The sequence below is a fragment of the Limosilactobacillus alvi genome (assembly GCF_016900115.1).
GTDB lineage: Bacteria > Bacillota > Bacilli > Lactobacillales > Lactobacillaceae > Limosilactobacillus > Limosilactobacillus alvi.
On record NZ_JACJJQ010000003.1, the window covers coordinates 15,412 to 40,148 of the forward strand.

Annotated in this window: 24 protein-coding genes; 1 reads left to right on the plus strand and 23 read right to left on the minus strand. The window is 41.5% G+C overall.

Annotation, left to right across the window (positions count from 1 at the left end):
• Positions 1 to 38: 38 nt before the first annotated feature.
• From H5993_RS00975 to gmk, 11 genes are all read right to left on the minus strand, one after another.
• On the minus strand, positions 39 to 713 hold the full coding sequence (locus H5993_RS00975; protein WP_204775923.1) for a thiamine diphosphokinase: 675 nt from the start codon (positions 711 to 713) through the stop codon (positions 39 to 41).
• 58 nt (positions 714 to 771) lie between these two features.
• A complete protein-coding gene (rpe, locus tag H5993_RS00980) occupies positions 772 to 1,425 on the minus strand; it encodes a ribulose-phosphate 3-epimerase (RefSeq protein WP_204775878.1) in 654 nt (217 codons plus the stop codon).
• 18 nt (positions 1,426 to 1,443) lie between these two features.
• Complete coding sequence (rsgA, locus tag H5993_RS00985; protein WP_204775879.1) at positions 1,444 to 2,316, minus strand: ribosome small subunit-dependent GTPase A; 873 nt, start codon at positions 2,314 to 2,316, stop codon at positions 1,444 to 1,446.
• A gap of 16 nt (positions 2,317 to 2,332) precedes the next feature.
• Positions 2,333 to 4,246, minus strand: coding sequence for a Stk1 family PASTA domain-containing Ser/Thr kinase (gene pknB / locus H5993_RS00990; RefSeq protein WP_204775880.1), 1,914 nt, complete (start codon positions 4,244 to 4,246; stop codon positions 2,333 to 2,335).
• Position 4,247: 1 nt separating this feature from the next.
• Positions 4,248 to 4,991 (minus strand): Stp1/IreP family PP2C-type Ser/Thr phosphatase, encoded by a 744-nt coding sequence (locus H5993_RS00995; protein WP_180869808.1) that lies wholly within the window; start codon positions 4,989 to 4,991, stop codon positions 4,248 to 4,250.
• Between the two features lie 19 nt (positions 4,992 to 5,010).
• Positions 5,011 to 6,360 carry a 16S rRNA (cytosine(967)-C(5))-methyltransferase RsmB gene (gene rsmB / locus H5993_RS01000; RefSeq protein WP_204775881.1) on the minus strand — a complete coding sequence of 450 codons (1,350 nt, stop codon included), beginning with the start codon at positions 6,358 to 6,360 and terminating at the stop codon, positions 5,011 to 5,013.
• Positions 6,347 to 7,303, minus strand: a complete 957-nt coding sequence (fmt, locus tag H5993_RS01005; RefSeq protein WP_204775882.1) for a methionyl-tRNA formyltransferase — start codon at positions 7,301 to 7,303, stop codon at positions 6,347 to 6,349. Before fmt ends, rsmB begins: the two co-directional genes overlap by 14 nt.
• A 24-nt stretch (positions 7,304 to 7,327) precedes the next feature.
• Positions 7,328 to 9,736, minus strand: a complete 2,409-nt coding sequence (gene priA, locus H5993_RS01010) for a primosomal protein N' (RefSeq protein ID WP_275086986.1) — start codon at positions 9,734 to 9,736, stop codon at positions 7,328 to 7,330.
• Positions 9,737 to 9,751: 15 nt separating this feature from the next.
• Positions 9,752 to 10,954, minus strand: coding sequence for a bifunctional phosphopantothenoylcysteine decarboxylase/phosphopantothenate--cysteine ligase CoaBC (gene coaBC, locus H5993_RS01015; RefSeq protein ID WP_204775883.1), 1,203 nt, complete (start codon positions 10,952 to 10,954; stop codon positions 9,752 to 9,754).
• 154 nt (positions 10,955 to 11,108) lie between these two features.
• A complete protein-coding gene (rpoZ, locus tag H5993_RS01020; protein WP_180869816.1) occupies positions 11,109 to 11,369 on the minus strand; it encodes a DNA-directed RNA polymerase subunit omega in 261 nt (86 codons plus the stop codon).
• On the minus strand, positions 11,366 to 11,986 hold the full coding sequence (gmk, locus tag H5993_RS01025; RefSeq protein ID WP_204775884.1) for a guanylate kinase: 621 nt from the start codon (positions 11,984 to 11,986) through the stop codon (positions 11,366 to 11,368). The genes rpoZ and gmk overlap by 4 nt, the downstream gene beginning before the upstream one ends.
• Before the next feature lie 335 nt (positions 11,987 to 12,321).
• Between gmk and H5993_RS01030 the strand changes: the two genes are divergently transcribed.
• On the plus strand, positions 12,322 to 12,651 hold the full coding sequence (locus tag H5993_RS01030; RefSeq protein ID WP_204775885.1) for a hypothetical protein: 330 nt from the start codon (positions 12,322 to 12,324) through the stop codon (positions 12,649 to 12,651).
• Between the two features lie 234 nt (positions 12,652 to 12,885).
• Here H5993_RS01030 and recN read toward each other — a convergent pair whose 3' ends face one another.
• From recN to dnaJ, 12 genes are all read right to left on the minus strand, one after another.
• Positions 12,886 to 14,571: a DNA repair protein RecN gene (gene recN / locus H5993_RS01035; protein ID WP_204775886.1), complete on the minus strand. Its 1,686-nt coding sequence runs from the start codon at positions 14,569 to 14,571 to the stop codon at positions 12,886 to 12,888.
• Positions 14,549 to 15,025: an arginine repressor gene (locus H5993_RS01040; protein WP_204775887.1), complete on the minus strand. Its 477-nt coding sequence runs from the start codon at positions 15,023 to 15,025 to the stop codon at positions 14,549 to 14,551. Before H5993_RS01040 ends, recN begins: the two co-directional genes overlap by 23 nt.
• Positions 15,026 to 15,052: 27 nt before the next feature.
• Positions 15,053 to 15,871: a TlyA family RNA methyltransferase gene (locus H5993_RS01045; RefSeq protein ID WP_204775888.1), complete on the minus strand. Its 819-nt coding sequence runs from the start codon at positions 15,869 to 15,871 to the stop codon at positions 15,053 to 15,055.
• Between the two features lie 5 nt (positions 15,872 to 15,876).
• Positions 15,877 to 16,749, minus strand: coding sequence for a polyprenyl synthetase family protein (locus H5993_RS01050; protein WP_338033116.1), 873 nt, complete (start codon positions 16,747 to 16,749; stop codon positions 15,877 to 15,879).
• Between the two features lie 11 nt (positions 16,750 to 16,760).
• Complete coding sequence (locus H5993_RS01055; protein WP_204775889.1) at positions 16,761 to 17,060, minus strand: exodeoxyribonuclease VII small subunit; 300 nt, start codon at positions 17,058 to 17,060, stop codon at positions 16,761 to 16,763.
• A gap of 1 nt (position 17,061) precedes the next feature.
• Positions 17,062 to 18,429, minus strand: a complete 1,368-nt coding sequence (gene xseA / locus H5993_RS01060) for an exodeoxyribonuclease VII large subunit (RefSeq protein WP_204775890.1) — start codon at positions 18,427 to 18,429, stop codon at positions 17,062 to 17,064.
• The gene (locus tag H5993_RS01065; protein WP_204775891.1) at positions 18,416 to 19,282 is read right to left on the minus strand and encodes a bifunctional 5,10-methylenetetrahydrofolate dehydrogenase/5,10-methenyltetrahydrofolate cyclohydrolase; all 867 of its coding nucleotides are present in this window, start codon (positions 19,280 to 19,282) and stop codon (positions 18,416 to 18,418) included. The genes xseA and H5993_RS01065 overlap by 14 nt, the downstream gene beginning before the upstream one ends.
• A gap of 186 nt (positions 19,283 to 19,468) precedes the next feature.
• Positions 19,469 to 19,891, minus strand: a complete 423-nt coding sequence (nusB, locus tag H5993_RS01070; RefSeq protein ID WP_204775892.1) for a transcription antitermination factor NusB — start codon at positions 19,889 to 19,891, stop codon at positions 19,469 to 19,471.
• The gene (locus H5993_RS01075; RefSeq protein WP_180869835.1) at positions 19,891 to 20,322 is read right to left on the minus strand and encodes an Asp23/Gls24 family envelope stress response protein; all 432 of its coding nucleotides are present in this window, start codon (positions 20,320 to 20,322) and stop codon (positions 19,891 to 19,893) included. The genes nusB and H5993_RS01075 overlap by 1 nt, the downstream gene beginning before the upstream one ends.
• Positions 20,323 to 20,549: 227 nt before the next feature.
• Positions 20,550 to 21,620, minus strand: a complete 1,071-nt coding sequence (locus H5993_RS01080) for a M24 family metallopeptidase (RefSeq protein WP_204775893.1) — start codon at positions 21,618 to 21,620, stop codon at positions 20,550 to 20,552.
• Position 21,621: 1 nt separating this feature from the next.
• Positions 21,622 to 23,457: a translation elongation factor 4 gene (lepA, locus tag H5993_RS01085; protein ID WP_204775894.1), complete on the minus strand. Its 1,836-nt coding sequence runs from the start codon at positions 23,455 to 23,457 to the stop codon at positions 21,622 to 21,624.
• Positions 23,458 to 23,563: 106 nt separating this feature from the next.
• On the minus strand, positions 23,564 to 24,709 hold the full coding sequence (dnaJ, locus tag H5993_RS01090) for a molecular chaperone DnaJ (RefSeq protein WP_204775895.1): 1,146 nt from the start codon (positions 24,707 to 24,709) through the stop codon (positions 23,564 to 23,566).
• Positions 24,710 to 24,737: the final 28 nt, after the last annotated feature.

Genomic DNA, 24,737 nt, shown 5'->3' on the forward strand with positions numbered 1-24,737 from the left:
TTTCAAGTATTTTCACTTGACACTTGAATTTTATCATTTTATCGTAAGCGCGGTGCTGTTGCCAAGCTGTCTCGGCTTTGAATTACGGCAACAACTCCTGAGTTAAACGAAAAGTGATTTACTAAACCATCAAATTCGTTACTCGACCAGGAGATTGGAATTTTAGCGTCAAAGTTTTGTAACTTATATTTTTCGTCCGGTAGGGTCAAACCAGTAACCGCCGTTAAATTAACAAATGCCAGATATTTCATTCCTGGTCGCTTTCGAATTTCATATTTACCAGGCAAATAATACCGCATTTCATTTTGTTGATCAATAATCACTAATTTAGGAATTACAGCTTGAAATTCTGCCATTAACGGAAACATTAGGTTTGAAAGTAGTTGATCTAATCGACCACCAGTTGCCCCAAACAAATTAATCTGGTCAGCCTGAAATTCAGTGAGCGCTACCTTAACTGCTAACTGGGTATCCGTATAATCTTTTTGGGGTGGAAAACGACGAATTTCAGTTACCGCATTTTTTAGCTTCTCCATGGTCTTGGGAAATGTTGAATCAAAATCCCCAATTGCAATTTGTGGAATAATTCCGTGGTTTAGCAAGAAAGTTGCACCAAAGTCAGCGCCAATCCAAGTTTCACCACGATGTTTCTCCATTTCATCAAGCGGAATTTCACTTGCGGGACCGCCAACCATAATATTTATTGGCTGCATCATTTCCACCCTCCATCTCAAAAAGGCTGGTCCAAATCCACGGCCCAACCTTTAATTATTACTTAGTAGCTTCTTTTAAAGCATTAATCCGTTCTGCCGGATCATCAGCATTGTAAACGTATGAACCAGCAACTGCAACTGTGGCTCCAGCTTTGTAGCAGTCAACAACCGTTTCGTTGTTAACCCCACCATCAATTTCAATGTCGAAATCATAACCCTTTTCTTGCTTAATTTGGTTAAGTTCCGCAATCTTTGCGACCGTTTCGGGAAGGAACTTTTGCCCTCCAAAACCAGGGTTAACCGTCATCACTAAAACTTGGTCAACCATATGAAGCACTGGCTTGATCATCTCAACTGGCGTCCCAGGATTAATAACAACTTCAGCCTTAACTCCACCGTTTTTGATAATTTGCAAAGCCCGGTGAATGTGTTGGGTTGCTTCGACCTGTACCCCAATAATATCAGCTCCAGCATCAATAAAGGCTGGCAAAATATGTTCTGGGTTTTGGACCATCAAATGAACATCCAACACCATCTTGGTAATTGGACGAATGGCCTTTACAAAGTTTGGTCCATAAGAAATACTTGGAACAAAAGACCCATCCATCACATCAATATGAAGATATTCAGCTCCTGCCTTATCGACCTTTTCAATATCCTTTTGCAAATTAACGTAATCAGCACTCAAAATTGACGGTGCAACTTTAATCATAAGAAACTCTCCTCGCTCTTAGTAATTTGGCTTTTGGTTAATGATTAAATCATGAAACTGACAATAATCATCATACCTCGACTGCATTATTTTACCATCTTCAAGCGCGCTTTTCACGGCGCAACCCGGTTCTTTTAAATGACGACATCCCCGGAACTTGCACTGTGGCGCTAACGCTTTAAATTCATAAAAAAGATTCGGCAAATCATCAATTGTCATTGGAAAATCTTCATATGAAGAAAACCCAGGTGTATCAGCCACTAACGCCCCATTTACCGATAATAGACTAACCGTTCGAGTCGTATGGCGCCCCCGCTTTAAGGCTTTTGAAATTTCACCCGTTTTTAAATTTAAACTTGGAACTAGGTGATTCAATAAGGTTGATTTTCCAGCGCCAGTCTGTCCCATCATGGTAACAACCTTCCCCTTTAACTCAGCGGTTAGTTGTGCTAGCGTGGTCGAAGCGAATGGTTGGGGATCTAGCCATACTTGATAACCAACATTACGATAACCAGTCGCAACTTTCGCGACAGTGGCATATTTTTCAGGAGTTAATAAATCAGTTTTAGAAAAATACAGTAAGGCTGGAACCCCCTGCCATGCCAATGCGACTAATTGCCGATCCAGTAAATTAGCCGAAAATTCTGGCTCGGTTACCGCTGTTACCACTACAGCGACATCAACATTCGCTACTAGAGGACGAACAAGGGCATTTTTCCGCGGCAAGATTTTTAAAAGGTAACCTTCCTCGCTAAATTCAACCCGGTCACCAACAAGTGGTTTTTGACCTTTTTTTCGAAAATTTCCCCGTGCCCGGGTTCGATAAACCTTGTCATCAGCTAAAATATCATAAAATCCACTTAATGATTGTTGAATAATTCCAGTTTTCAAAAATTACCTCCTTAGTCTAACCCGTAATATTAGTGGCACTCATAATCGTCCGACCATTCCGAATCACTTTATAAGAACCAGTTTCATTATTTCTCAACGTAAATGGAACATAAATTACGGTTTCTTGGTTGATCGTGATGTCTTGGTATTCCATTGTTAGATTGTGGTAGGCATCACTAATGTAAACCTGAACCCGGTTTTCCTTTCTACCACCGTTACCGTCAAAAGGAATACTAATCTGAATGTTCGTCGTCTTTAATTGATCGCCTGATGAAGCAACGGTAACCGTAAGGGTATCCCCTTCTTCTAGGGTACTCCCCGCCTTTGGGGTTTGCGACATTACCCGATTAGTTGCAATCGAAGTCGAAGTCTTCTTTGTTTCCGTTAATTGTAAACCATGCTTATTAGCAAATTCTTGGACATCTTTAATGTCCCTGTTTTTAAAGTTTGGAATCTTTATCTGTTTTCGGCCCTTACTTACGGTTAAAATAACGGTCTTTTGACTTGGCTTAATTGTTTCACCAGCTGAAACGTTTTGTTTAATGACTTGACCCTTAGCGACTTTGTCGGAATAAACATTCTTAACCTTAACCGTAAAGCCAAGATTTTCTAGGCGTTCTTGAGTGTTATCCGCTGAGGTCCCAACAAGATCTTTCATTTTCCACTGTTCAACCCCATCACTTATTAGGAGGTCAACCTTCTTTCCAACGCGGACCTTATCTCCACTTGTCGAACGAATTACCTCACCTTTTGGCGTAGTAGCGCTTAACGAGGAACTAAGCTTACCAACTCGGAGGTGATGTTTTGCAAGAGTTGTTTTCGCTTCAGCCGGAGTTTGACCAGTTAAATCAGGAACGTCAACCGGGCGACTAAAATACCATAATCCGGCAATGGCAATCACAATTAAAGTAGCAATAACTCCTAATCCCAGTTTCAAACGATTAATATGCTGCTTTTTCGGTAATGGTGTGATTGCCTTTGTGTCATCATTCTCACCATCTTTTTCCGTCGCTTGCTGGCGACTAGCAACTTTAATCTCATTCAGGTCCAGTACCCGTGTTTCATCATCATAAGAATCATGTTCCTTAAACCGCGGTTCAGTTTCTCGCCCTGGATTTAATGCGGTTTGCAAGTCTTTAGCCATTTCAGCTGCACTAGCATAACGCTGTTGCGGTGACTTGGCAGTTGCTTTATAGACGACGTTTGCCAATGGCTGTGGAATCGCAGGATTTGTATCGCGAACCGACGGAATCTCATCTCGAAAGTGTTTCAAAGCAATTGCTACTGCTGTCTCGCCTTCAAAGGGAACATGCCCCGTTAGTAATTCAAACAGAATAATCCCCAACGAGTAAATGTCCGACCGTTTTGTCGCAATACTTCCGCGCGCTTGTTCCGGTGACAAATAGTGAACAGAGCCAACTAACGTATTCGTTTGAGTAAGCGAATTAGCAGTTGATGCCATTGCAATTCCAAAGTCAGTAATTTTTATATTTTTATCTTCATCAATTAATATATTTTGGGGTTTTAAGTCCCGGTGGATTATTCCGTGTTGGTGGGCCGTTTCTACGGCAGACAATACTTGCTCCATAATATCAACCACTTGTGGAAGTGGAATTGGGTAATTTTGTTTAATAAAAGCTTTTAAGTCCGTTCCTTCAACATACTGCATGACCATGTATTGCATGCCGTGGTCAGCACCAACATCATAAACCCCAACAATATGGGGATCGTTTAATTGGGTTGCAGCTAAGGCTTCTCGTTCAAATCGCCGTTGAACTTTTGGATCATCTCGTAAATCTAAACGTAGTAGCTTAACTGAAACTTTTCGTTCAAGGACCTGGTCATAAGCTAAATAAACATTTGCCATTCCACCCTCACCGAGTGGACGGAGAATCCGGTACCGGTTATTAAGCTTGTATCCGGGCTTCATATTAATCCCTTTCTTGGTCAAATTCGCTGACTAAGACAGTGATATTATCAAGGCCACCGGCTTGGTTGGCTTGTTCAACTAACGTCTGACATTTCTCAGTGACGGTCGCATCCTTATTCAACAAAATGGCCGTTAATTTTTGGTGTTCAACCATTTTAGATAAACCATCTGAACATAGTAATAATTGATCACCGAGCTCTAAGGTAAAGGCGTTAACGTCAATTTCTGCATCTGCTGAAATTCCAATTGCCCGGGTAATAATATTCTTTTGAGGTGACCGACGCGCCTGTTGTTCGGTAATATCACCATTCTTAACCAATTCATTTACCAAGGAATGATCATTAGTGATTTGGGTTAATTCATGATCATGGAGAATATAACCCCGGCTATCGCCAATATTTGCAACGACAACAATTCCATTGCCAAGGAAAATTGCTGCTACCATCGTTGTCCCCATTCCCTGGTAATTAATTTTTTCATGTGATTTTTTTATTAATAATTGATTAGCAAGGGTAACTTGATCTTGTAACCATTTTTTAGCATGCTTAACCGTTTTTGGTGCACTCTTGCTAAAATTTTGACCAAGCAACTGAACAGTTAATTCTGCTGCGACATCACCGCCACGATTACCGCCAATTCCATCAGCAATAACCGCCAATTGACGCTTACCATTTTTGAGTAGCGCTACACGGTCTTGGTTTTGCGACCGTTGACGGCCGATATCAGATAAGTAATCAACTTTCATGTGACTGTAAATTTCCCTTCTAGTTTTTCCGCCTGAGGGTTGCAATGAAGAACCCATCCGAACCATAGTCGCTAGGGAGGATTGTCAGTGTCTTCGTTGCTCGGTCAGTTTTTAAAGCCCGTGCCGTTTGCGTCTTTTCTAAGGCAAAATTAGGGTGCGTTGTCAAAAAAGCAACGACCGTTTCATCATTCTCTTCATGGAGAATTGTGCACGTGCTATAAATTATTATACCGCCCTTTTTTATTTTTGGGGCCACTGCATCTAAAATTGTTGTTTGAATTTTATGCAATTGCTGACTATCACTAAATTGTTTTTGGTAGCGAATTTCGGGTTTCCGCCGCAACAGGCCCATCCCACTACATGGCGCATCAACCAAGGCTGCATCTAACGTTTGATCAGCCAAAAAAGTTAAATCCCTGGCATCATTTTGCTTTGCAACTACGCGATCACTTAGACCCAGTCTTGCCATATTCTTCTTGATTAGTTTGACCTTATGTTGGTGAATATCTAAAGCAATCACTTTACCGTTTTCAACTTGTGCAGCTAACTGACCGGTTTTTCCTCCCGGAGCACTACAGGCATCCAAAACTAAATTAGCAGTTTTTAAATCAATTGCCGCCGCCATTGCTTCAACTGCTAACATCGCACTCTCATCCTGGACCGTTACCAATCCAGAACGAAAAGCTTGGCTCCCGAGGAGATCCCCTTTAGTCACAATTAAGCCATCCGCAGCCACTTGACTTGGAATTGTTGTTATTCCTTCCATCGCTAATTGGTCAGTAATTTGCCCAACTGTTCCCTTTTGCCGATTGGCGCGAATGCTTAAGCGGGCAGGATCATTAATTGCCTTTCCAATTTTTTGCGCTTCTAGAAGGCCATTTTCATCAACTAATTTTTTCGTTAACCAAAGTGGCAAGCTAGCGGTCAGACTCAATTGTTCAATTGGATCCTCAATTGTTGTCAGATCTGGCCAGTCACTTCGTAAAACAGCATGTAACACTCCAGTTACAAACTTTCGCAATCCTTGGTTACCATGGCCACGAAACTTTGTAATTTCAATTGCCTCATTTGTCGCTGCAAAATCAGGAACCCGTTTTAAATAATGATATTGGTAGAGGGTGATTAATAATAATTCCCTTACCCATGGAACTGGTTCCCGTTTAACAAATGGTTTTAACCAATTTTCAAGGGTTAAGCGATGTTGTAAAGTTCCGTATACCAGATTAGTTAACAAATGCTTATCGGCAACACTTAACTTAGCCTGTTGAATAATCTGATTCAACTCAAGGTTTGAATATGCTTGTTTATTAATAACCCGCTCTAAAACCGTAACTGCTAAATTCCGTGGTGATTGTTTAATGTTTACCATTAGTAATGATTTGTCTCCCAACCTCAAGTCCTTGGTGACCATTCAAATATGCCGTAATTTCCATAGCAGGCTTTCCTGCTGGCTTTAACTGATTAATTCGATAAGTTGTTCCATTACCTGCTGCGATTACTAAAGCATGCTTTTCAACCCGCACAATGGTCCCCGGTGCTTGTTGAGTCTGTTCAGCGAGCGGAGTTACATCAATTAATTTTGTTGCCACCCCATCGATCATCATTTTACCAAGTGGTTTGGGCCGTAAGCCCCGAACCTTAGCGTCAATTAAACGAGCAGGTAAAGTATAGTCAATCCACTCTTGCTCAGTTGTGATGTTTGGAGAAAATACAACTTGGTCTTCGGCTTGTGGAACGGCTTTAATTTTTCCAGCAATTAAGTCTGGTAAAACTTCCATTAGCAAATTCCGCCCAAGTAAACTTAACTTTTCAAACATCGTACCAGCATCGTCAGTTGCTTCAATTGGAATTGCCCGTTGCGCAATCACATCTCCAGCATCCATTTTCTTGACCATGTACATGATTGAAACCCCAGTTTCAGCATCACCATTCATCACCGCATATTGAATCGGGGCCCCGCCACGGTATTTTGGCAACAATGACCCATGCACATTAATTGCTGCAATTTCGGCCGATTCTAGCAAACGGGATGGTAAAAATTGACCATAAGCAGCTGTAATAATTAGGTCTGCATGAAGATTAATCAACGCTTCTAGTTCTTCACTTTTTATCAACTTTTCTGGTTGAAAAATTTGAATTCCCGCTTGACTTGCTAATTGTTTAACTGGTGAAGCTGTCAATTTATGTTTACGTCCAACCCGTCGGTCGGGTTGCGTCAACACTGCCTTAACAGAATAACGATCATCATCTAATAAAGCTTGAAGAATTGGAACCGCAAACTGGGGCGTTCCCATAAAAATAACTGATGTCAAGATTATCATTCCTTTCAAAATAATTCACATAAAGTATTGGGGATCTGGATCGATCATGAAACGTAAATTTCCCTTTGCTTGAGTTTCATGGGCCAATTGCGTTAATGTCGTAATCAAAGTCGGATCGTGACGATATTTAAGTACAATCTGATAATAATACCGATTTTGGGTCCGGGCAATTGGGCGTGGAGTTGGCCCTAACATTACCGTATCAGTTGCTAATTGGCTTGTTTTCAAGCGTTCACTAACTGCTTGGATTAACTTAGCAGCTACAACTTCTTGAGGATCACTTGCCATTAACCGAACCGTGTAGAAGTAGGGTGGGTACTGTGCTTGTTGACGAATTCGCATTTCGGTTGCAAAAAAAGCATCATAGTCATTTTTCTGCGCTAATTGAAGGACATAATTATCCGGATTATAGGTCTGGATAATTACCTCACCATTTTTATCTGCCCGCCCAGCTCGACCGCTAACCTGGGATAATAGATCGAAAGTTCGTTCACTTGCGCGAAAGTCTGGCAAATCAAGGCCAGTATCGGCATTAAGAACTCCCACCAGAGTTACTTGAGGAAAATCTAACCCCTTGGCAATCATTTGTGTCCCTAACAAAATATCAGCTTGATGGTTACCAAATTGCTGCAGTAATTTTTCGTGCATACCTTTCCGGCGAGTAGTATCTACGTCCATTCGGATAATCCGGGCCGCCGGAAGTAACTTATTTAACTCTGCTTGGACCTTTTCGGTTCCTGTACCGTAATAACGAATTTCTTGGCTATGGCAGTTTGGGCAAAAGCGAGGAATAGCTTCCTCATGCCCGCAATAATGACACTTCATACTATGCGAACTCAAGTGTAAAGTTAACGAAATATCACAATTGGGACACTTCAAAACAAATCCACAATCTCGACACATCATGAAAGATGAAAAGCCACGTCGATTCAATAGTAAAATGCTTTGTTCACCTTTTTGGAGACGATCATTTAACCGTGCCAATAAAATTTGGGAAAAATTACTTTCGCCCCCTTGCCGGGGTTCTTGACGCATATCTACAATTTGAATTGGGGGTAACGGTTGCTGATTTACCCGGTGCGGTAAGGTTAAAAGATGATAATTACCAGTTTTTGCTCGAGCATAACTTTCAAGACTTGGAGTGGCCGAACCTAGCAAAACCGTTGCATGATGATATTTGGCACGCCATTTAGCAACTTCTCGAGCTTGATAACGTGGGGCATCTTCTTGTTTATAGCTTACTTCATGTTCTTCATCTAAGATAATGAGGCCAATTTTCTTAAGTGGAGCAAAAATTGCCGAACGGGTACCAACGACGACATCAACTAGTCCCATCTGAATCCGACGCCATTCATCATACCTTTCCCCGTTTGAGAGTGCTGAATGTAAGATGGCAACATTTTTACCAAACCGCGCACGAACGCGACCAACCATTTGCGGAGTCAAAGAAATTTCAGGTACCAACATCAACGCTGTTTGATGGCTTGCTAGCGCCGTTTCGATTGCTCTTAGATAAACTTCGGTTTTACCACTTCCCGTGACTCCCTTTAAGAGAAAAACTGGTGATTGGTCAGTTTTAATTGCTTGGTTAAGGGCATCCACTGCAACTTGTTGGTCGGTATTTAAAGTCACTTGCTGGTCTCGCTCTAAACTTTTTGTCATTGGAGTTCGGTACTGCTCGAGCTTAACTTTTTTTAACCAACCGCGTTTTTCACCAAGAGTAAAAGTTGCCGGGGAGAGCCCTGTTTGTTGCTGCGCTAACTTCAACGGTATCGTTTGCCCCGTTTGCTGTTGGAGATAGACTAAAAGCCGTTTTTGCGCTTTAGCGTTTTTAGGTACTGCTGCCAATAGCTCTTCATAATCTTCAAACTGTAAGCTTGGCTGAATTGCAACCACCATTTTTGCCCTAGCACGATCTTCAACTTGATATTCAATCCTAATTTTGCCTGCCCGTCGTAGTTTTACAAGCTCGTGCATAATATCAGGATCATTTTGAACATCAGCTAGGTCTAAGGAATCTTGGCCATCAAATAAATTTAATTGTTCAGCTTCAGCGACATCATCAGTTAAGCGAACAAGACGGTGGGTCTTAGCCTTTAATAAATTTGGGAGCATCGCATAAAGACAACTTATCCAAAATGAATAAGTTGTCTTCGCTAACCAACGACTCAAAGCAATCATCTCTGGATTTAAAACTGGCTCTAAATCCATCAGCGCAATAATATCCTTCAAATCGCCATCAAACGGTTGCTCTGGGTTGGTATCAACAACAAAACCTTGGACCTCCCGTTTACCACGACCAAAGGGGACAATTACCCGCATCCCCACCATTACTTGGTTGGTTAAACTTTCAGGAACCCGATAAGTATACGGCCGGTTTGTTTGCATCGTTGGGACATCAACAATTACTTGAACAACTTGCAACCAAGAACCCTCCTATCATTTACTTTGCTGCCAACGCTTAGCCAGGATATTAATTAATCGTTCCCCAACTTCTTGCTTACTTAATAGTGGCCATTTTTCTGGTGCCCGATTTGGTTGCAAAATTGTGACTTGGTCAGTTGCAACCCCAAAGCCACTCCCAACTTGACTAACATCATTAGCAACGATATAGTCGGCATGTTTTTTAGCTAATTTGACTTGAGCATTTTGAAGTAAATCATTAGTTTCAGCCGCAAAGCCCATCACGATTTGATGATTCTTTTTTGCTCCCAAAGTTGCTAAAATATCAGGATTTTTAACCAAAGATATCGTTAACTCGTCTTGGCTGATTTGTTTTTTTATTTTCTGATCAGCAACCACTGCCGGTCGGAAATCAGCAACCGCTGCTGCCATCACTAAAGCATCCGCTTTTTCAAACGAAGCTGCTGTTGTTGCTAACATTTCGGCGGTTGTGGTAACCTTTTTGACCATTAAATTCGGGTGATTAGGAAATTCAACTTGAACTTGGCCAATCACTGCAATCACTTTCGCACCAGCTGCAAGAGCAGCCTGAACAACTGCCAAACCCATTTTTCCAGAAGAACGATTCCCAATGAAGCGGACTGGATCAATTGCTTCGCGCGTACCACCTGCCGTAACTAAAATTGTCTTTCCTGCTAAGCGATTTTGATTGGCAAACCATTTATCAACCTGACTAGCAATTTCTTCTGGCTCCATCATGCGCCCTTTCCCAACATAACCTTCCGCTAGCATCCCCGTTTCTGGAGTTAGAATAATCCTCTGATCCAAAACAAGTTGCTTTAAGTTTCGCTGGGTAGCGGGATTAAGCCACATTTGACTGTTCATTGCGGGGGCAAGCATTACGGGTGCCTTTGTTGCTAACAAAGAACTAGAAACAGCATCATCAGCTAGTCCATTTGCCATTTTAGCAATAAGATCAGCGCTTGCCGGAACAACTAACGCTAGTTCGGTCCAGTCCGCTAATTCAATATGAGGAACTGGGCTTTGATTAGTTTGCCATAAATCGGTTAAAACTGGTTGGTGAGTTAAAGCATAAAAAGTATTTGGGGTAACAAAATGCCTACTAGCTGGTGTCATCCCAACGCGAATTTCATGCCCTTGCTTTTGAAGTATCCGGACTAAACTAACAGCTTTAAAAGTTGCTACACTTCCACTTACGTAAACGGCGATTCGTGCCATTTTGATCCCCCTTTTGCATCTAATAACTACACAAAAAGCGCTAACGGCTGGATGAATTACTTTGTATAAGCTATTTGGAGCTTTAATACTCTTTTCGATCCAAAATTCGCTAGCGCTTTATTATTTAATTGTGGTTAAACCTAACAAACAGGTTCTAATCCTCGGAATCGTCAATTGAAACCATCCCAGCTTCAATTTCTTCAAGCGCCATCCCGACAGACTTAGTTGAGTTATAGTGGTTAAGTAGCAATGGCTTATCCATTTCCAAATCAACTGGCTTATCAGAGTCTTGCGCGCGATCCTTATCAAGACGATATTTATCAATTTCATGTGCCCGCTTACTTGCAAGCATAATCAATGAATACCGCGAATCAACTTGCTTTAATAATTCATCAACTGAAGGGTATAAAATCATTGTTTTGCATCTCCTAACATTTCTAAGTAATCTGGCATTACCCGTGGAACCCGCAAACGTTCACTCCGAATAATTTCCTTAATTTTCTCAACTGCATTGGGAACTTCATCATTTACAACCGCATAGTCATAGTTTTGCATCATTTCAATTTCAGAAAAAGCTTTATGAATGCGTTTATTAATAACTTCCATACTATCAGTTCCCCGATGAATTAGACGTTGCTTTAATTCCATTAAATCGGGTGGCGTTAAGAAAATGAAAACTCCATCTGGCCGTTTTGAACGAACTTGCATGGCCCCATTTACTTCAATTTCAAGGAAAACATCTTTTCCAGAATCTAAGGTCTCATCAATGTATTTTAACGGTGTCCCATAATAATTGTCAACGTACTTGGCATATTCCAACATCTGTCCAGACTGGATATTTTTTTCAAATTCTTCCTTTGAAACGAAGAAATAATCAACCCCATTTTTTTCACCTGGACGAGGTTGGCGAGTCGTCATTGAAATCGAATATTGGAAATCATTTCCTGGTTGATCAAAAATTGCCTTCCGAACAGTCCCTTTACCAACACCGGAGGGTCCGGATAAAACTATCAGCATTCCGCGCTTTGTCATTAATCATTAACTCCTAACCATGAACGTGTTACCTTTTATTTTGCAATACTTACCGTCGTAATTCAAGACCTTCGCTCCATAAAAGTATGATCCGATTATTTACATCATCCATTATGAATTAATTTCATTTCCAATCAAACCTAAGAATAGAAAATTTGATCGTTTTTGGTGTTTTTTCATCTTAAATTCAAAACTTCCAGTACTTATTTAACTATATATCTCCCTCTAGTTTCGTTCTTCTTGGATTATCACGAACTAAAATAAATTTAAACTTGAATTTTCAACCGTTTGTTCGTATAATTTATTTACAAACAAAAGTTCGGAGGACGTTCAAAATGCAAAATATCAGTCGTTCATTTTTACATGAAAGAACAGTAAATATGATTTCTCATCTTAAGCCGATTTTCTCAGAACCTTTTTTCGAAGACAAACCTCCTGTCACCCTTCTACCAATTGAACCACTTTTTCAAAGAAAACTATTCTTAAAAAAAGCCATTGCAAGCCAACGCGAGGTCTTCTTACAATTAATGCCAGCTACTGACGGTGGACAGCCAGTAAACGTACGCGGAATAATCCGAAAATTAGATGACCAACGATACCTACTCTCAAAGAAAAATAAAACCTATTTCTTCACCATTAATCAACTACGTTATATTGCGGGTTAATCATACTTAAAAACAGAGCGGGTAAATCATTTAGTTGATACTTAATCTGTTATTCACAAACTAGCCGGGTCTAAAATAATCAGCGACATATTGAAATTTTAGTTAAACATTCCTATGTACTCATTGTTATGACAAGAGGGGCCGAGAAGAAACGTGTGTTTCTTCTCGGCCCCTCTTTCATCTCCGAATGTTACTCAGTAACTACGGTCAAAAAGTTCTTTTCGTTTGCTTTTCTTAGTTTGCTTGCTCCATGCTTAATAATTCTTTGGCATGTTCACGAGTTAACTTAGTAATTTTTTCCCCTGCAAGCATCCGAGCAATTTCATTAATCCGTTTGCTTTCATCTAAAGGAGTCACCGAAGTCGTTGTCCGGTTATTTTTAACTTGTTTCTGGATTAGAAAATGATGCTGAGCGACAGCAGCAACTTGTGGTAAGTGACTTATACAAAGTACTTGTGAACTTTGGGCAATCACTTTAATCTTATCAGCAATTGCTTGAGCCACTCGCCCACTAACTCCCGTATCTACTTCATCAAAAATAATACTAGTAACTCCTTCGTTTTTGGCAAAAATAGTCTTAAGGGCTAACATGACCCGGGACAGTTCCCCACCTGACGCAATCTTAGCGAGCGCTCCCATCCGTTCACCAGGATTAGTTTGCATGTAAAACTCAACTTCATCAAGGCCATCAGCGCGGAAACGGTCGCCTGCTGATTCGACAAAGTGCACAGCAAAAACCGCTCTTTCCATATATAATTCACGTAACTGTTGATGGACTTGATTTTCCAATTTCTGGGCAGCTTGTTTCCGGAGCTCGGTTAGTTGTTTACCTAATTGTTTTAATTCGGTTACTGTTTCAGCTAACCTTTCTTCTTGGTCACTATCATCATTCGCCACTTGTTCCATTTCTTCAAGTTCTGTTTTGATTTGATCATAATAGGCTAACACATCCGGAAGTCGATCACCATATTTGTGTTCGAGATCACCAATCAACGTTAACCGATTTTCAATTTGATCTAATCGGGCGGGATCAAACTCCAAACTATCTAGCACCCGACTCGCTGATTCAGCAGCATCTTGAAGTGAATAGTAAGCATCTCCTAACCCCTTAGCTAAATCTTTAAAAGCGGGGTCGAAGTCGCTAATATCCTCAACGGAAGTTTTCATTTCTGCTACTTGATCCAGAACTGGTGCACCTTCTTCACCATTCAAGCTTGCAACTACCATATTAAGGGCATTATTAATTTGTTGAAAATGTTCCAGGCGATCACGCTCAGTTTCTAATTGTTCTTCTTCATCTGGTCTAAGATTCGCTCCCTCAATCTCGTCAACTTGATAACGAAGCATGTCTAGCCGTTGAGCCCACTGCTGTTCGTTTTCCTTTTTCTTCTCAATTGCGGATGATAATTGTTGGTATTCATGAAAAGTTGCTTGATATTTTTTAAGGATTGGTTGAATTGGCGCTCCGGCAAATTGATCCAACATCCCTAGATGATGTTCCGGTTGCAAGAGTAACTGATGCTCATTTTGACCTTGAATATCAACTAACCCAGCCCCTAATTTTCGCAACGTAGTAGTGTTAATCAAAGTCCCGTTAACCCGGATAATATTCCGTCCATTTTGGTGAATTTCCCGAGAAATAATCAATACCCCATCTTCGTGGTCAATCCCATATTCGTCAAGGAGGGCCAAATAATCTTCATTTTTAGGAACCGTAAATTGCCCTTGTAAAGTTAATTTACCAGCACCTTGCCGGATAAAATCCGTTGATCCCCGACTGCCAGCAAGCAGGCCAACGGCATCGATAATAATTGACTTCCCGGCACCTGTTTCCCCGGTTAAAACTGTCATCTGATCATCAAAAGTAAGATTAAGGTGATTAATAATCGCTAAATTATCAATCGTCAACTCTTGTAACATTTTTCAACCTCATTTTTTCTAAACGGCCTACAAACTGCTTTGCCGCTTCGTCAGATTTACAAACCACCAGAACCGTTGCATCATCACCAATCGCGGTGAAAACTTCGGGAAAGTCTAACCGATTAGTCAACATTGCAACCGCTGGCCCATGCCCAGGATGCATCGTCAACGAAACGAATCGTTCGGATTGTTTTAAAATTTGAAGATAATTTTGAATCGATTGGCGAAATTGGCTGTCCTCGTTTTCCGTCTTTCTGGTTGGTAAACTATACCGATATCCGCCATCAGGGGTTGGCACTTTAATTAACTTAAGCTCTTTAATATCCCGTGAAACAGTTGCCTGAGTGACGTTATACCCCACTTCCGCCAATAAGGTAACCAAATCTTCTTGACGTTCAACCGCTCGTCGTTCAATTAATTGCTTAATTTCATTTTGGCGATTCATCTTTTTCATGATCAAATCCTCCCACAAAATTTTAAACTATTTTGCGTTCAACTCCGCGTGGGCCGCTACAACAACATCTTGAATGTCAATTTTGGGGTCAACCTTTGCTTGATCACCGATTAATTGCAATTGAGCTAAAAATTCAATATTTCCTTGACCACCCTTAATTGGCGAAAACGAAAGTTGCCGAACCGCAAAACCATCATTCACTGCTAAATCAAAGACATGTGCGATAACTTCTTGGTGAACAACCGGATCTTTAATAATGCCGTGTTTTCCAACCTTTTCTCGACCAGCTTCAAATTGTGGTTTTATCAAAGCAACAACATTACTCTTTGGCTTTAAAATTTTAGCAAGTGGCGGCAAAATCAAGCCAAGTGAAATGAAGGAAACATCAATCGATGCAAATTCAGGTTGTCCACGATGAAAATCGGTAAGCTTTGAGTAACGAAAGTTAGTTTGTTCCATCACTTCAACGCGCGGATCGTCACGTAGTTGCCATACCAGTTGATTAGTCCCCACATCAAGTGCATAGCTGAGTTTAGCCCCATTTTGAAGCATTACATCCGTAAAGCCTCCCGTTGAGGAACCAATATCTAAAACTACTAGACCTTGAACTGAAAGGTCAAAGACCTTTAATGCTTTTGCCAACTTCAATCCGCCACGACTAACATATGGCATCTTTTTACCTTTTAAGTGGAGCGTCGTAGTAACAGGAATCTTCTGCCCAGCTTTATCCAACCGTTCGTTATTCTGACCGAGGACTTCGCCAGCCATCACTGCCCGTTTTGCTTGCTCACGAGAATCAAATAATCCTTGTTTTACTAGTAAGATATCAACTCGTTCTTTTTCCATTCCATTTAGTCCTCAAAATAACCTAAAAATTCATCTAAGATCACTGGATTTACTGCCAATTGAGTGGCTAGCGCATCACGTGCCGCTTTAGCATCATTTAAAGCAACTTGTAATGCTTGCTTCGCACCCTCAACCCCAAGGAGACCTGGATAAGTATTCTTATGAGCTTCTGCATCTCGATGAACCTCTTTGCCAACTTGAGCTTCAGTTGCGGTCACGTCCAGTAAGTCGTCTTTAATTTGAAAGGCCAACCCATATGCTTTGCCAAATGCCCGTAAAATATCAATGATGTCCTCAGAAGCACCAGCAATTATTCCCCCGGCAACAGCTGAGTATGCTAAAAGTGCACCGGTCTTTTCTGCATGTAATTTTCTTAACTGATCTAAGGTCAGATGGTGACCCTCTCCCGCAATATCACGAGCTTGACCAGCTACCATTCCCGCCGGACCAGCAGCTTTAGCTAATGCCTGAATTAACCGTAATCGAACCAACTCCGGCAATTCATTTTCGCTTAACCATGAAAATGCTAACGTTAATAATCCATCCCCAGCTAAGGTAGCCATCCCGGCACCAAACTTCTTATGATTAGTTGGCTTTCCTCGCCGGAGATCATCATTATCCATTGCTGGTAAATCATCATGAATTAGGGAATAGGTATGAATTAATTCAACTGCACAAGCAGCTTTAAGAACAGCTGGGGTTATTTCACTCCCTAGTAGTTCACTTACGCCCAAGGTGAGCGCAGGTCGCAAGCGTTTCCCACCAGCAGTCAAAGAATAATCCATCGCCGCCATCAAGGTTGGTTGATCACATTCGCTAACCAGCGCCCCCGTCAAGTATTCATTAATTTTAGTTCTTAATTTTGCAATTTTATGCACGTTATTTGCCCCTAATTTTCTTCGTTTTTGGTAAATTCAGAATGATATCCTTGATTTTGAACTCCATTGTTACTCAGATCGTCACCTACTTCTTCTGCTGGTTGAAGGTTACCATTTTCATCAACCAGTTGCGCCAAAGTTGCTTGAGCTTGATCAAGCTCTTTTTGCAATGTTTGCGCTAATTCCATCCCCTGTTTAAATTCTTTAATCGAATCATCAAGGGTTAATTGGCCCCCTTGAAGATGGTTGACAATCGCTTCTAAGTCTGCAATCCGACTTTCAAAACTTTGCTTTTTTATCTCTGATGCCATTCTAATCTTCCTTTCTTACCTTATCAACTGTAACTTCCGCATTTCCATCATAAAAATGTAAATTTAATTCATCACCATTCTGCAATTGATGGGCTGAAACCACTTGATTATCCCGTGTTGCATAACTATACCCTCGTTCAAGCACTTTCAGTGGACTTAGAGCATCTAACCGGCCAACTAAATTGCGAAAATATTGATTTTGACTTTGAAGAACAAGCCGACTACTTTGTTTTAAGTTCGTAACAAGATGTTGGAGTTGGAGCTGGTTTCGCTTGACCCGATTGACTGGTGATAGGAGCTGCAAACGATGATCAACTTGTTGAAATTGCTCGCGTTTAGCCTGTACTTGCTGACTCTGTAATTGGATTAAGCGTATTTTAAGGTCGTCAACCTGTTGGAGCGGCCGTTCAATCAATCGTTGCGGTTGTGATAGTGGATAACTTTCTTGTAAACGGCGCAGGGTCTGATTAGCTAGTTTTAATTTAGCTTGGATCCCATTGATCAATTCAAGTTGCGAACGTTTTAATTCCGCTCTAACTTCAACTAACTCCCATGCTGAAGCCTTAACTGCCGCAGCAGTAGGCGTTGCTTGACGATCATCAGCTGCTAAATCTGCAATGGTTGTATCGGTTTCATGGCCGACTGAGGAAATTACTGGAATCTTTGAAGCAGCGATTGCTCGTCCCACAACCTCTTCATTAAAAGGCCATAGATCACCCCGCGAGCCACCACCACGGGCTACAATCAGCGTATCAAAGTTACCGCTTGCATTGACGCGCTTAATTTGACTTGCAATCATCGGCGCTGCATCATCCCCCTGAACTTTTGTTGGATAAAAGATCAATTGAATTAAAGGATTTCGTCGTCGAAAAGTGGTGATCATATCATGCTTTACTGCTGCATCATTACTCGTTACAATTGCTACTCGTCGCGGAAATGGTGGAATTGGCTTTTTTGGTGAGTCAAATAACCCTTCTGCTTTTAATTTTTTGTACATTTGTTGAAAGGCGACTTGGAGTGAGCCGGTACCAACTTCTTCCAATTGCTCAACATAAAGTTGATATTCTCCCCGGTTAGGGTAAACAGCAACCCGCCCCCGAACAAGAATTTTCATTCCGTTCTCCATCTTAAATGGTACTTTAGCGAAGGCACTCTGAAACATTACTGCTTTAATTTTGTACTGATCTTTCGGCGCTAAGCCCTCCGTATCATCCTTAATTGCAAAATATTGATGTCGACTTGAAGGCCGATAATCAGTTAACTCTCCAACTACCCAGAGGTTTCGTTGGCTTAGGTATGGGTCGACATCAAATTTTCGACTAATATAACGGGTTAATTGGCCAATTGTGAGCGGATTATCCTTTGGCATTCTCCAAGCTCCATTCTGCTAAATCAACAGTTTGTGACATTAAACTTGCAATCGTCATCGGTCCGACACCACCAGGAACAGGTGTAATCGCACTTGCGACTGCCTTTACCTGTTCAAAATTAACATCCCCAACCAACTTTCCTTCTGGAGTACGATTAATACCAACATCAATCACAACTGCCCCTGGTTTAACCATTGAAGCCGTTAAGAAGTTGGCTTTCCCAGTCGCAACAATTACCAAATCAGCATCCTTGATAATCGCTGCTGGATCAGGCGTTTGTCGGCCAATCATAGTTACCGTCGCATCACGGTTAATCAGCAGAGCCTGCATCGGCCGGCCAACCAAAATACTCCGACCAACAATTGCTACTTTAGCACCGACATAGTTAAAGTTAAGACTGTCAAGCATCGTAATAATCCCCCGTGGCGTGCAAGCAACGGGGTAATTTCCTGGTAGATGATTATACAGCTTTCCCACATTTAGGGGATGAAAACCATCCACGTCCTTTTGTGGATCAATCGCCGCCACCAACGCTTGCCCATTTAGGTGCTTTGGTAACGGCTCTTGGACCAAAATACCGTGGACTTTTGGATCATCATTAAGTGCCTCAATCGTCTGCAATAAAGTTGCTTGATCAACAGTTGCCGGAAAATTTTTTTGAATTGAATAAATTCCCAGCTTTTCTGCTTTTCGTTGTTTATTACGTACATATACGAGACTTGCTGGATCTTCACCCGCCAAAATAACTGCCAATCCGGGTACAATCCCTTTTTGCTTTAATTTTTCTACTCGGTGAGCCGTTTTTTCATTTTCCTGCTTTGCTAGTGCTTTCCCATCAATAATTTTTACCATCACTCTGACCCCTTTCGCTTAAAAAATAAGGGTGGGGAGAAAATATCCTCCTCACCCTCATTAATCTTTGAACGCTATCCTGATCGAAGAAAAACTTGTCAAAACGGACCTAATTAAAACTGGTTTGCTCAGACCCATCATTGTACAAAAACTTAATCCACGATACTTATAATCATTCACTTACCCTTAGTTGCGAGGAAATTCTTTTTCTAGATTTCCAAGTACCCCATTAATAAACTTTCGTGATGTTTCATCACTAAAATCCTTAGCTAATTCTAAGGCCTCATTAATTACGACCGCAGTTGGAACTTCGGAATTATACCGCAATTCGTAGGTTGCTAATCGCAAAATAATCAAATTAGGCCGGGTAATCCGATTCAGCGTCCAACCACTTGCTAGATGGCTTTGAATTAGCTGATCAAGTTCCGCTTGATGATCAATAACCCCAGACACTAATTCTTCAAGAAACCTTGGGACCGGTTCACCTTCATTAAGCGGTAAAACGGCTTCATTTTCATAAAGATCCCGCTTATCTGCTTCTGGATTTGTTTCTAAAGCAAATAAAGCTTTGAAAGCTGCTATCCGAATGCTATGCCGACTAAACCTCACTACTCTTCACCATTACTTTCTTCGTCAAATAAATTATCAGGGTCAACCGTTTGTACTTCTTTTTCAGTTACAATTCCCTGGATATGAACATTAACTTCTTCAACCTTCAAATCAGTCATTGAAGTAATCTGTTGTTTAATCCGTTCTTGAATTTGAGCCGCAACTTTTGGTACTGATACACCATAGTTCAGGTAAACCGCAACATCAAGCGTTAAGGTATCACCTTTAACTGTTAACTTTACGCCCCGCCGATGATCGGAGCGACCAAGTAATTCGCCCACGTTATTCGCAAACGAACCATGCATCTTTGAAACCCCGTCAATTTGACTAGCGGCAATCCCGGCAATGAATTCCAAAACCCGGGGAGCAATTTGAATTTGTCCCAGCGTTTGATCCGCAGTGTTTAAGATGATTGTTGAATCTTCTGCCATCCCATTTTCCTCCGTTTACTAAAGTGTATTTTTATATCAATAATAATTAAAAGTATGTCAAAAAAAGGTGACAACCAAGGTAAACCAATATCATCACCGTTAGTTTACCTTGGCTTATCTAGTTAAAAAACAACTATGATTGTCTTCTAACTTAACTGTTATGATCTATTCTATTGTGGACTAGTTCAGCATAAAAATCAACTAGCCCCTGCCTTATTAGGAAGGACTTACACAGTAATCAGGTCCGTTGAGGCTTTAGTTAATACCTCACAACCGCCATGCGTAATTAAAAGGTCATCTTCAATTCGTACGCCAAACAAACCTGGTAAATAAATCCCTGGTTCAACAGTAATTACTTGGTTATGCTGCAAAACCACTTGTTTTGTAGCTGGCCCATAACTCGCAGGTAATTCATGAACCGTTAAGCCAATCCCATGACCCATTCCATGTTGAAATTCATCACCGTAACCAGCTTCCTCAATTAAATGGCGACCAGCATAGTCAAGCTGATCACCATGCATTCCAGCTTGTGCCTTTTCAATCACGGCTTGCCGGGCTTGGTTAACTAACTTATAAACCGTTTTGAATTCAAAATCTGGTTCACCAACGGCAAAGGTCCGGGTCATATCAGCAGTATAACCATCAACAAAATATCCATAATCAAGCGTCACAACATCGCCCTTTTCGATCAACTTCTTTGAAGCTGTGGCATGCGGCTTGGCTGCATTTGCTCCTGAGGCAACAATGGTTGGAAAAGAAGCTTCGCTTGCGCCATGTTCTTTCATCCAAAAATCCAAATGGTTAGCAACTTCTAACTCTGACATTCCCGGTTTGACCATCCCCAAAACATATTCAAACCCTTGATCATGCAAGGAAGCTGCGTGCCGCAAAGTTTCAACTTCCAGACTTTCCTTTTCAGCCCGATAATTCTCAACTAAATTCGTAAACGGTACGATATCCGCAACCATAAGCTCATCTAATTGATCAAACAAGCCATAACTAATACTACTTTCAAAGCCGAGGACGGTTAAGCCCGATTTTTGCATTATTTCATTAACCGTCCCATAGTAATCACGGGTAATCATCCCAATAACTTCTCGATTATCAAATTCGCGAAGTGCTTCCGCATACCGATCATCAGTAATTAAAATAGCGGCCTTGGTTGTAATTAAAAGTGCCCCGTCACCTTCGATTAGCGGAAAACCGGTTAGGTAAAAAAGATTTTCTTGATTGGTTACCAAAAAAGCATCAATATACAGGTCAGGCAGTCGTTTTTGAATTCGTTCAATTCGCGTCATCCTATTTTCCCTCAATTTCTTCATCGGTTTGCAGGACGGCCATGAAGGCTTTTTGAGGGATTTCAACCTTTCCGACCGCCTTCATTCGTTTCTTCCCCCGTTTTTGCTTTTCCAGTAACTTGGCCCGCCGGTCAGGGTCACCAGTATGAATGCGCGCAGTAACATCTTTCCGATAAGCCTTAATGGTAGTCCGGGCAATAATTTTCGAGCCAATTGCGGCTTGAATTGGAATCTCAAAGTTTTGCCGCGGAATAATTTGTTTCAGCTTAACCGCAATTTCCCTTCCTCGTTCTGCAGAGAAATCTCGGTGCGTAATAAAACTTAAAGCATCAACCCGGTCCCCATTCAAGAGGATATCAATCTTTACCAAGTCGCTGATCCGATAGTCATCAATTTCATAATCCAAGGAAGCATATCCATGAGTACTAGACTTTAACTTATCAAAAAAATCGTAAATAATTTCAGCCAGTGGAATATGATAGATCACATTAACTCGCGTATCACTCAGGTATTCCATCGTATCGAATTGGCCCCGCTTACGTTGGCAAAGTTCCATAACCGGCCCAACGTAATCATTTGGTACCATAATCGATGCTTTTACAAAAGGTTCTTTGATATCCTTAATTGCAGAAACATCAGGCATTTCAGCTGGATTCTCTACTTCTTTCGTTGTGCCATCATGAAGATCCACATGATAGGTTACGGATGGCGCAGTCGTAATTAGGTCGAGATCAAATTCCCGTTCAAGTCGTTCCTGAACCACATCCATGTGTAGCAATCCGAGGAACCCACATCGGAAACCAAAGCCAAGTGCTTGTGAGGATTCAGGTTCAAAAGTCAAAGCAGCGTCATTCAGTTGAAGCTTCTCTAAGGCCTCCCGCAAATCATTAAACTTTGCATTATCGGTTGGATAAAGCCCAGCATACACCATTGGTGTCATTTGTCGGTAACCAGCTAAGGCTTCTTCCGTTGGGTGTGTTGCTGATGTCACAGTATCCCCGACTTGGGTATCCTTGATATCTTTAATTGCCGCTGTAATATAGCCAACATCACCAGCCATCAGAACATCTCGTTCAAGCGGCTTAGGCGAATTAATCCCGACTTCAGCCACTTCATACTCAGAACCGCTGTTCATAAGCTTTATTCGGTCGCCTTTTTTTACCGTTCCTTCAAAGATCCGGATTGAAAGGACCACTCCACGATAATCATCGTATTTAGAGTCAAAGATTAAGGCTTTTAATGGGGCCGTTAAGTCGCCAGTTGGGGCTGGCACATCCTTAACGATTTTTTCAAGTACCTGATCGACACCCAAACCAGTTTTGGCACTAATATCAACTGCCTCATCAGTTTCAAGCCCGATTTCATCTTCAATTTGCTCCCGAGTTCCTGCCGGATCAGCAGAAGGTAAATCTACCTTGTTAATGACTGGTAAAATTGATAGATCATTATCGAGGGCTAAATAAACATTGGCTAAAGTTTGGGCTTCGACCCCTTGAGTAGCGTCAACCACCAAAACAGCGCCTTCACAAGCAGCTAAAGACCGCGAAACTTCATATGAAAAGTCCACGTGGCCTGGGGTATCAATTAAATGGAAAATATAATCTTGCCCATCTTTGGCATGATAGGTTAAAGCAACCGCATTTAACTTGATGGTAATTCCTCGTTCCCGCTCTAGCGGCATATCATCAAGAATTTGGTTTTTCATTTCCCGTTTACTAATTGTATCCGTCATTTCCAATATTCGATCCGCTAAAGTTGACTTTCCGTGATCGATATGGGCGACGATCGAAAAATTTCGGATCCGAGATTGCCGTTCTTTCATTGTTGCTAAATCCATTTTCTCCGCTCACTTTCAATTAAACTATCTAATTATTTAGTATACCAAAGATTACAATGGAATAGAAAAAGCTGAGTGAAACTTTTCGTCTCAACTCAGCCTTAACTTATTTTTCATCAAAGGCATCCCGTAACTTATCGAAAAAGCCGCCTTTATAGCCTTTGACGTGTTCACCAGAAGCAGCCGCAAAGGCCATTAAAGCTTCCTTTTGCCGCTTATTAAGATTTTTAGGGGTCTTAACGTGAATCGTTACGTGTTCATCCCCAGTTCCTTTGCCATTAATAAATGGGACTCCCTTGCCGCGAAGACGGAAATTAGTTTCCGACTCAGTTCCAGCAGGAATTTTTAAGTCAACATCACCATGGACCGTTTTAACTTTAATCTTGTCCCCAAGGGCTGCTTGGGTAAAGGAAATATCTTGGTCGACATAGATTGTCGTCCCATCCCGACGGAAGTCACGACTTGGGGTAACTCGGAAGAGGATATAAAGGTCACCGTATGGGCCACCGTTTTGGCCAACCTCACCTTGACCTTGTAATCGCAATTGTTGACCATCATCGACCCCAGCTGGGACCTTAACCTTCAATTCATGCCGTTCGCTAACATGACCTTGGCCATGACACTTTGCACATTGATCACCTGGACGAACTTCTTGACCCGTCCCATGACAAGTTGGACAAACTTCTTGCGACTGCATCATTCCCATCATCGTCTGACGCTGATGCAAGATGAAGCCTTGCCCACCACATTGGTGACAAGTTACTGGACTCTTACCAGGCTTAGCACCAGTCCCGTGACATACATCACATTGGGTATCCCGCGTATACTTAATGGTGGTTTGCTTACCCTTAATGGCTTCCATAAAATCAAGGGTCATCGTATATTGCAAATCTCGACCTTGTTGAGGCGCTCGGGGATCCCGCCGCCGACCAGCACCACCAAAGAGATCACCAAACAGATCAGAAAAATCACTGAATCCTTGAGCCCCGCCGAATCCTTGGTTACCAAAGCCTTGACCACCAAAACCTCCTTGGGGACCAGCTGAACCAAATTGATCATATTGGGCCCGCTTTTGCGAATCACTTAAAGTTTCGTAGGCTTCGTTGATATCCTTAAACTTTTGCTCAGCCCCCGGTTCATGGTTAACATCCGGGTGGTACTTGGCTGCTAATTTCCGGTAAGCCCGTTTAATTTCAGCTTCAGAAGCGTCCTTTTTGACCCCTAAAATATCATAGTAGTCTTTTTCTGCCATTCTTTTTCCCCGCTTTTAATTCACAAAA

Excerpts from the sequence above, each read along its gene's own strand:
- xseA (WP_204775890.1), bottom strand. The coding sequence starts at position 18,429 with ATGCCAAAGGATAATCCGCTCACAATTGGCCAATTAACCCGTTATATT.
- H5993_RS00995 (WP_180869808.1), bottom strand. The coding sequence starts at position 4,991 with ATGAAAGTTGATTACTTATCTGATATCGGCCGTCAACGGTCGCAAAAC.
- H5993_RS01075 (WP_180869835.1), bottom strand. The coding sequence starts at position 20,322 with ATGGCAGAAGATTCAACAATCATCTTAAACACTGCGGATCAAACGCTG.
- dnaJ (WP_204775895.1), bottom strand. The coding sequence starts at position 24,709 with ATGGCAGAAAAAGACTACTATGATATTTTAGGGGTCAAAAAGGACGCT.
- H5993_RS01055 (WP_204775889.1), bottom strand. The coding sequence starts at position 17,060 with ATGGCATCAGAGATAAAAAAGCAAAGTTTTGAAAGTCGGATTGCAGAC.
- H5993_RS01040 (WP_204775887.1), bottom strand. The coding sequence starts at position 15,025 with ATGAAAAAGATGAATCGCCAAAATGAAATTAAGCAATTAATTGAACGA.
- rpoZ (WP_180869816.1), bottom strand. The coding sequence starts at position 11,369 with ATGATTTTATACCCTTCAGTTGATGAATTATTAAAGCAAGTTGATTCG.
- recN (WP_204775886.1), bottom strand. The coding sequence starts at position 14,571 with ATGTTACAAGAGTTGACGATTGATAATTTAGCGATTATTAATCACCTT.
- H5993_RS01030 (WP_204775885.1), top strand. The coding sequence starts at position 12,322 with ATGCAAAATATCAGTCGTTCATTTTTACATGAAAGAACAGTAAATATG.
- H5993_RS01065 (WP_204775891.1), bottom strand. The coding sequence starts at position 19,282 with ATGGTAAAAATTATTGATGGGAAAGCACTAGCAAAGCAGGAAAATGAA.
- H5993_RS00975 (WP_204775923.1), bottom strand. The coding sequence starts at position 713 with ATGCAGCCAATAAATATTATGGTTGGCGGTCCCGCAAGTGAAATTCCG.
- rpe (WP_204775878.1), bottom strand. The coding sequence starts at position 1,425 with ATGATTAAAGTTGCACCGTCAATTTTGAGTGCTGATTACGTTAATTTG.
- pknB (WP_204775880.1), bottom strand. The coding sequence starts at position 4,246 with ATGAAGCCCGGATACAAGCTTAATAACCGGTACCGGATTCTCCGTCCA.
- H5993_RS01080 (WP_204775893.1), bottom strand. The coding sequence starts at position 21,620 with ATGACGCGAATTGAACGAATTCAAAAACGACTGCCTGACCTGTATATT.
- lepA (WP_204775894.1), bottom strand. The coding sequence starts at position 23,457 with ATGGATTTAGCAACAATGAAAGAACGGCAATCTCGGATCCGAAATTTT.
- coaBC (WP_204775883.1), bottom strand. The coding sequence starts at position 10,954 with ATGGCACGAATCGCCGTTTACGTAAGTGGAAGTGTAGCAACTTTTAAA.
- H5993_RS01045 (WP_204775888.1), bottom strand. The coding sequence starts at position 15,871 with ATGGAAAAAGAACGAGTTGATATCTTACTAGTAAAACAAGGATTATTT.
- gmk (WP_204775884.1), bottom strand. The coding sequence starts at position 11,986 with ATGACAAAGCGCGGAATGCTGATAGTTTTATCCGGACCCTCCGGTGTT.
- rsmB (WP_204775881.1), bottom strand. The coding sequence starts at position 6,360 with ATGGTAAACATTAAACAATCACCACGGAATTTAGCAGTTACGGTTTTA.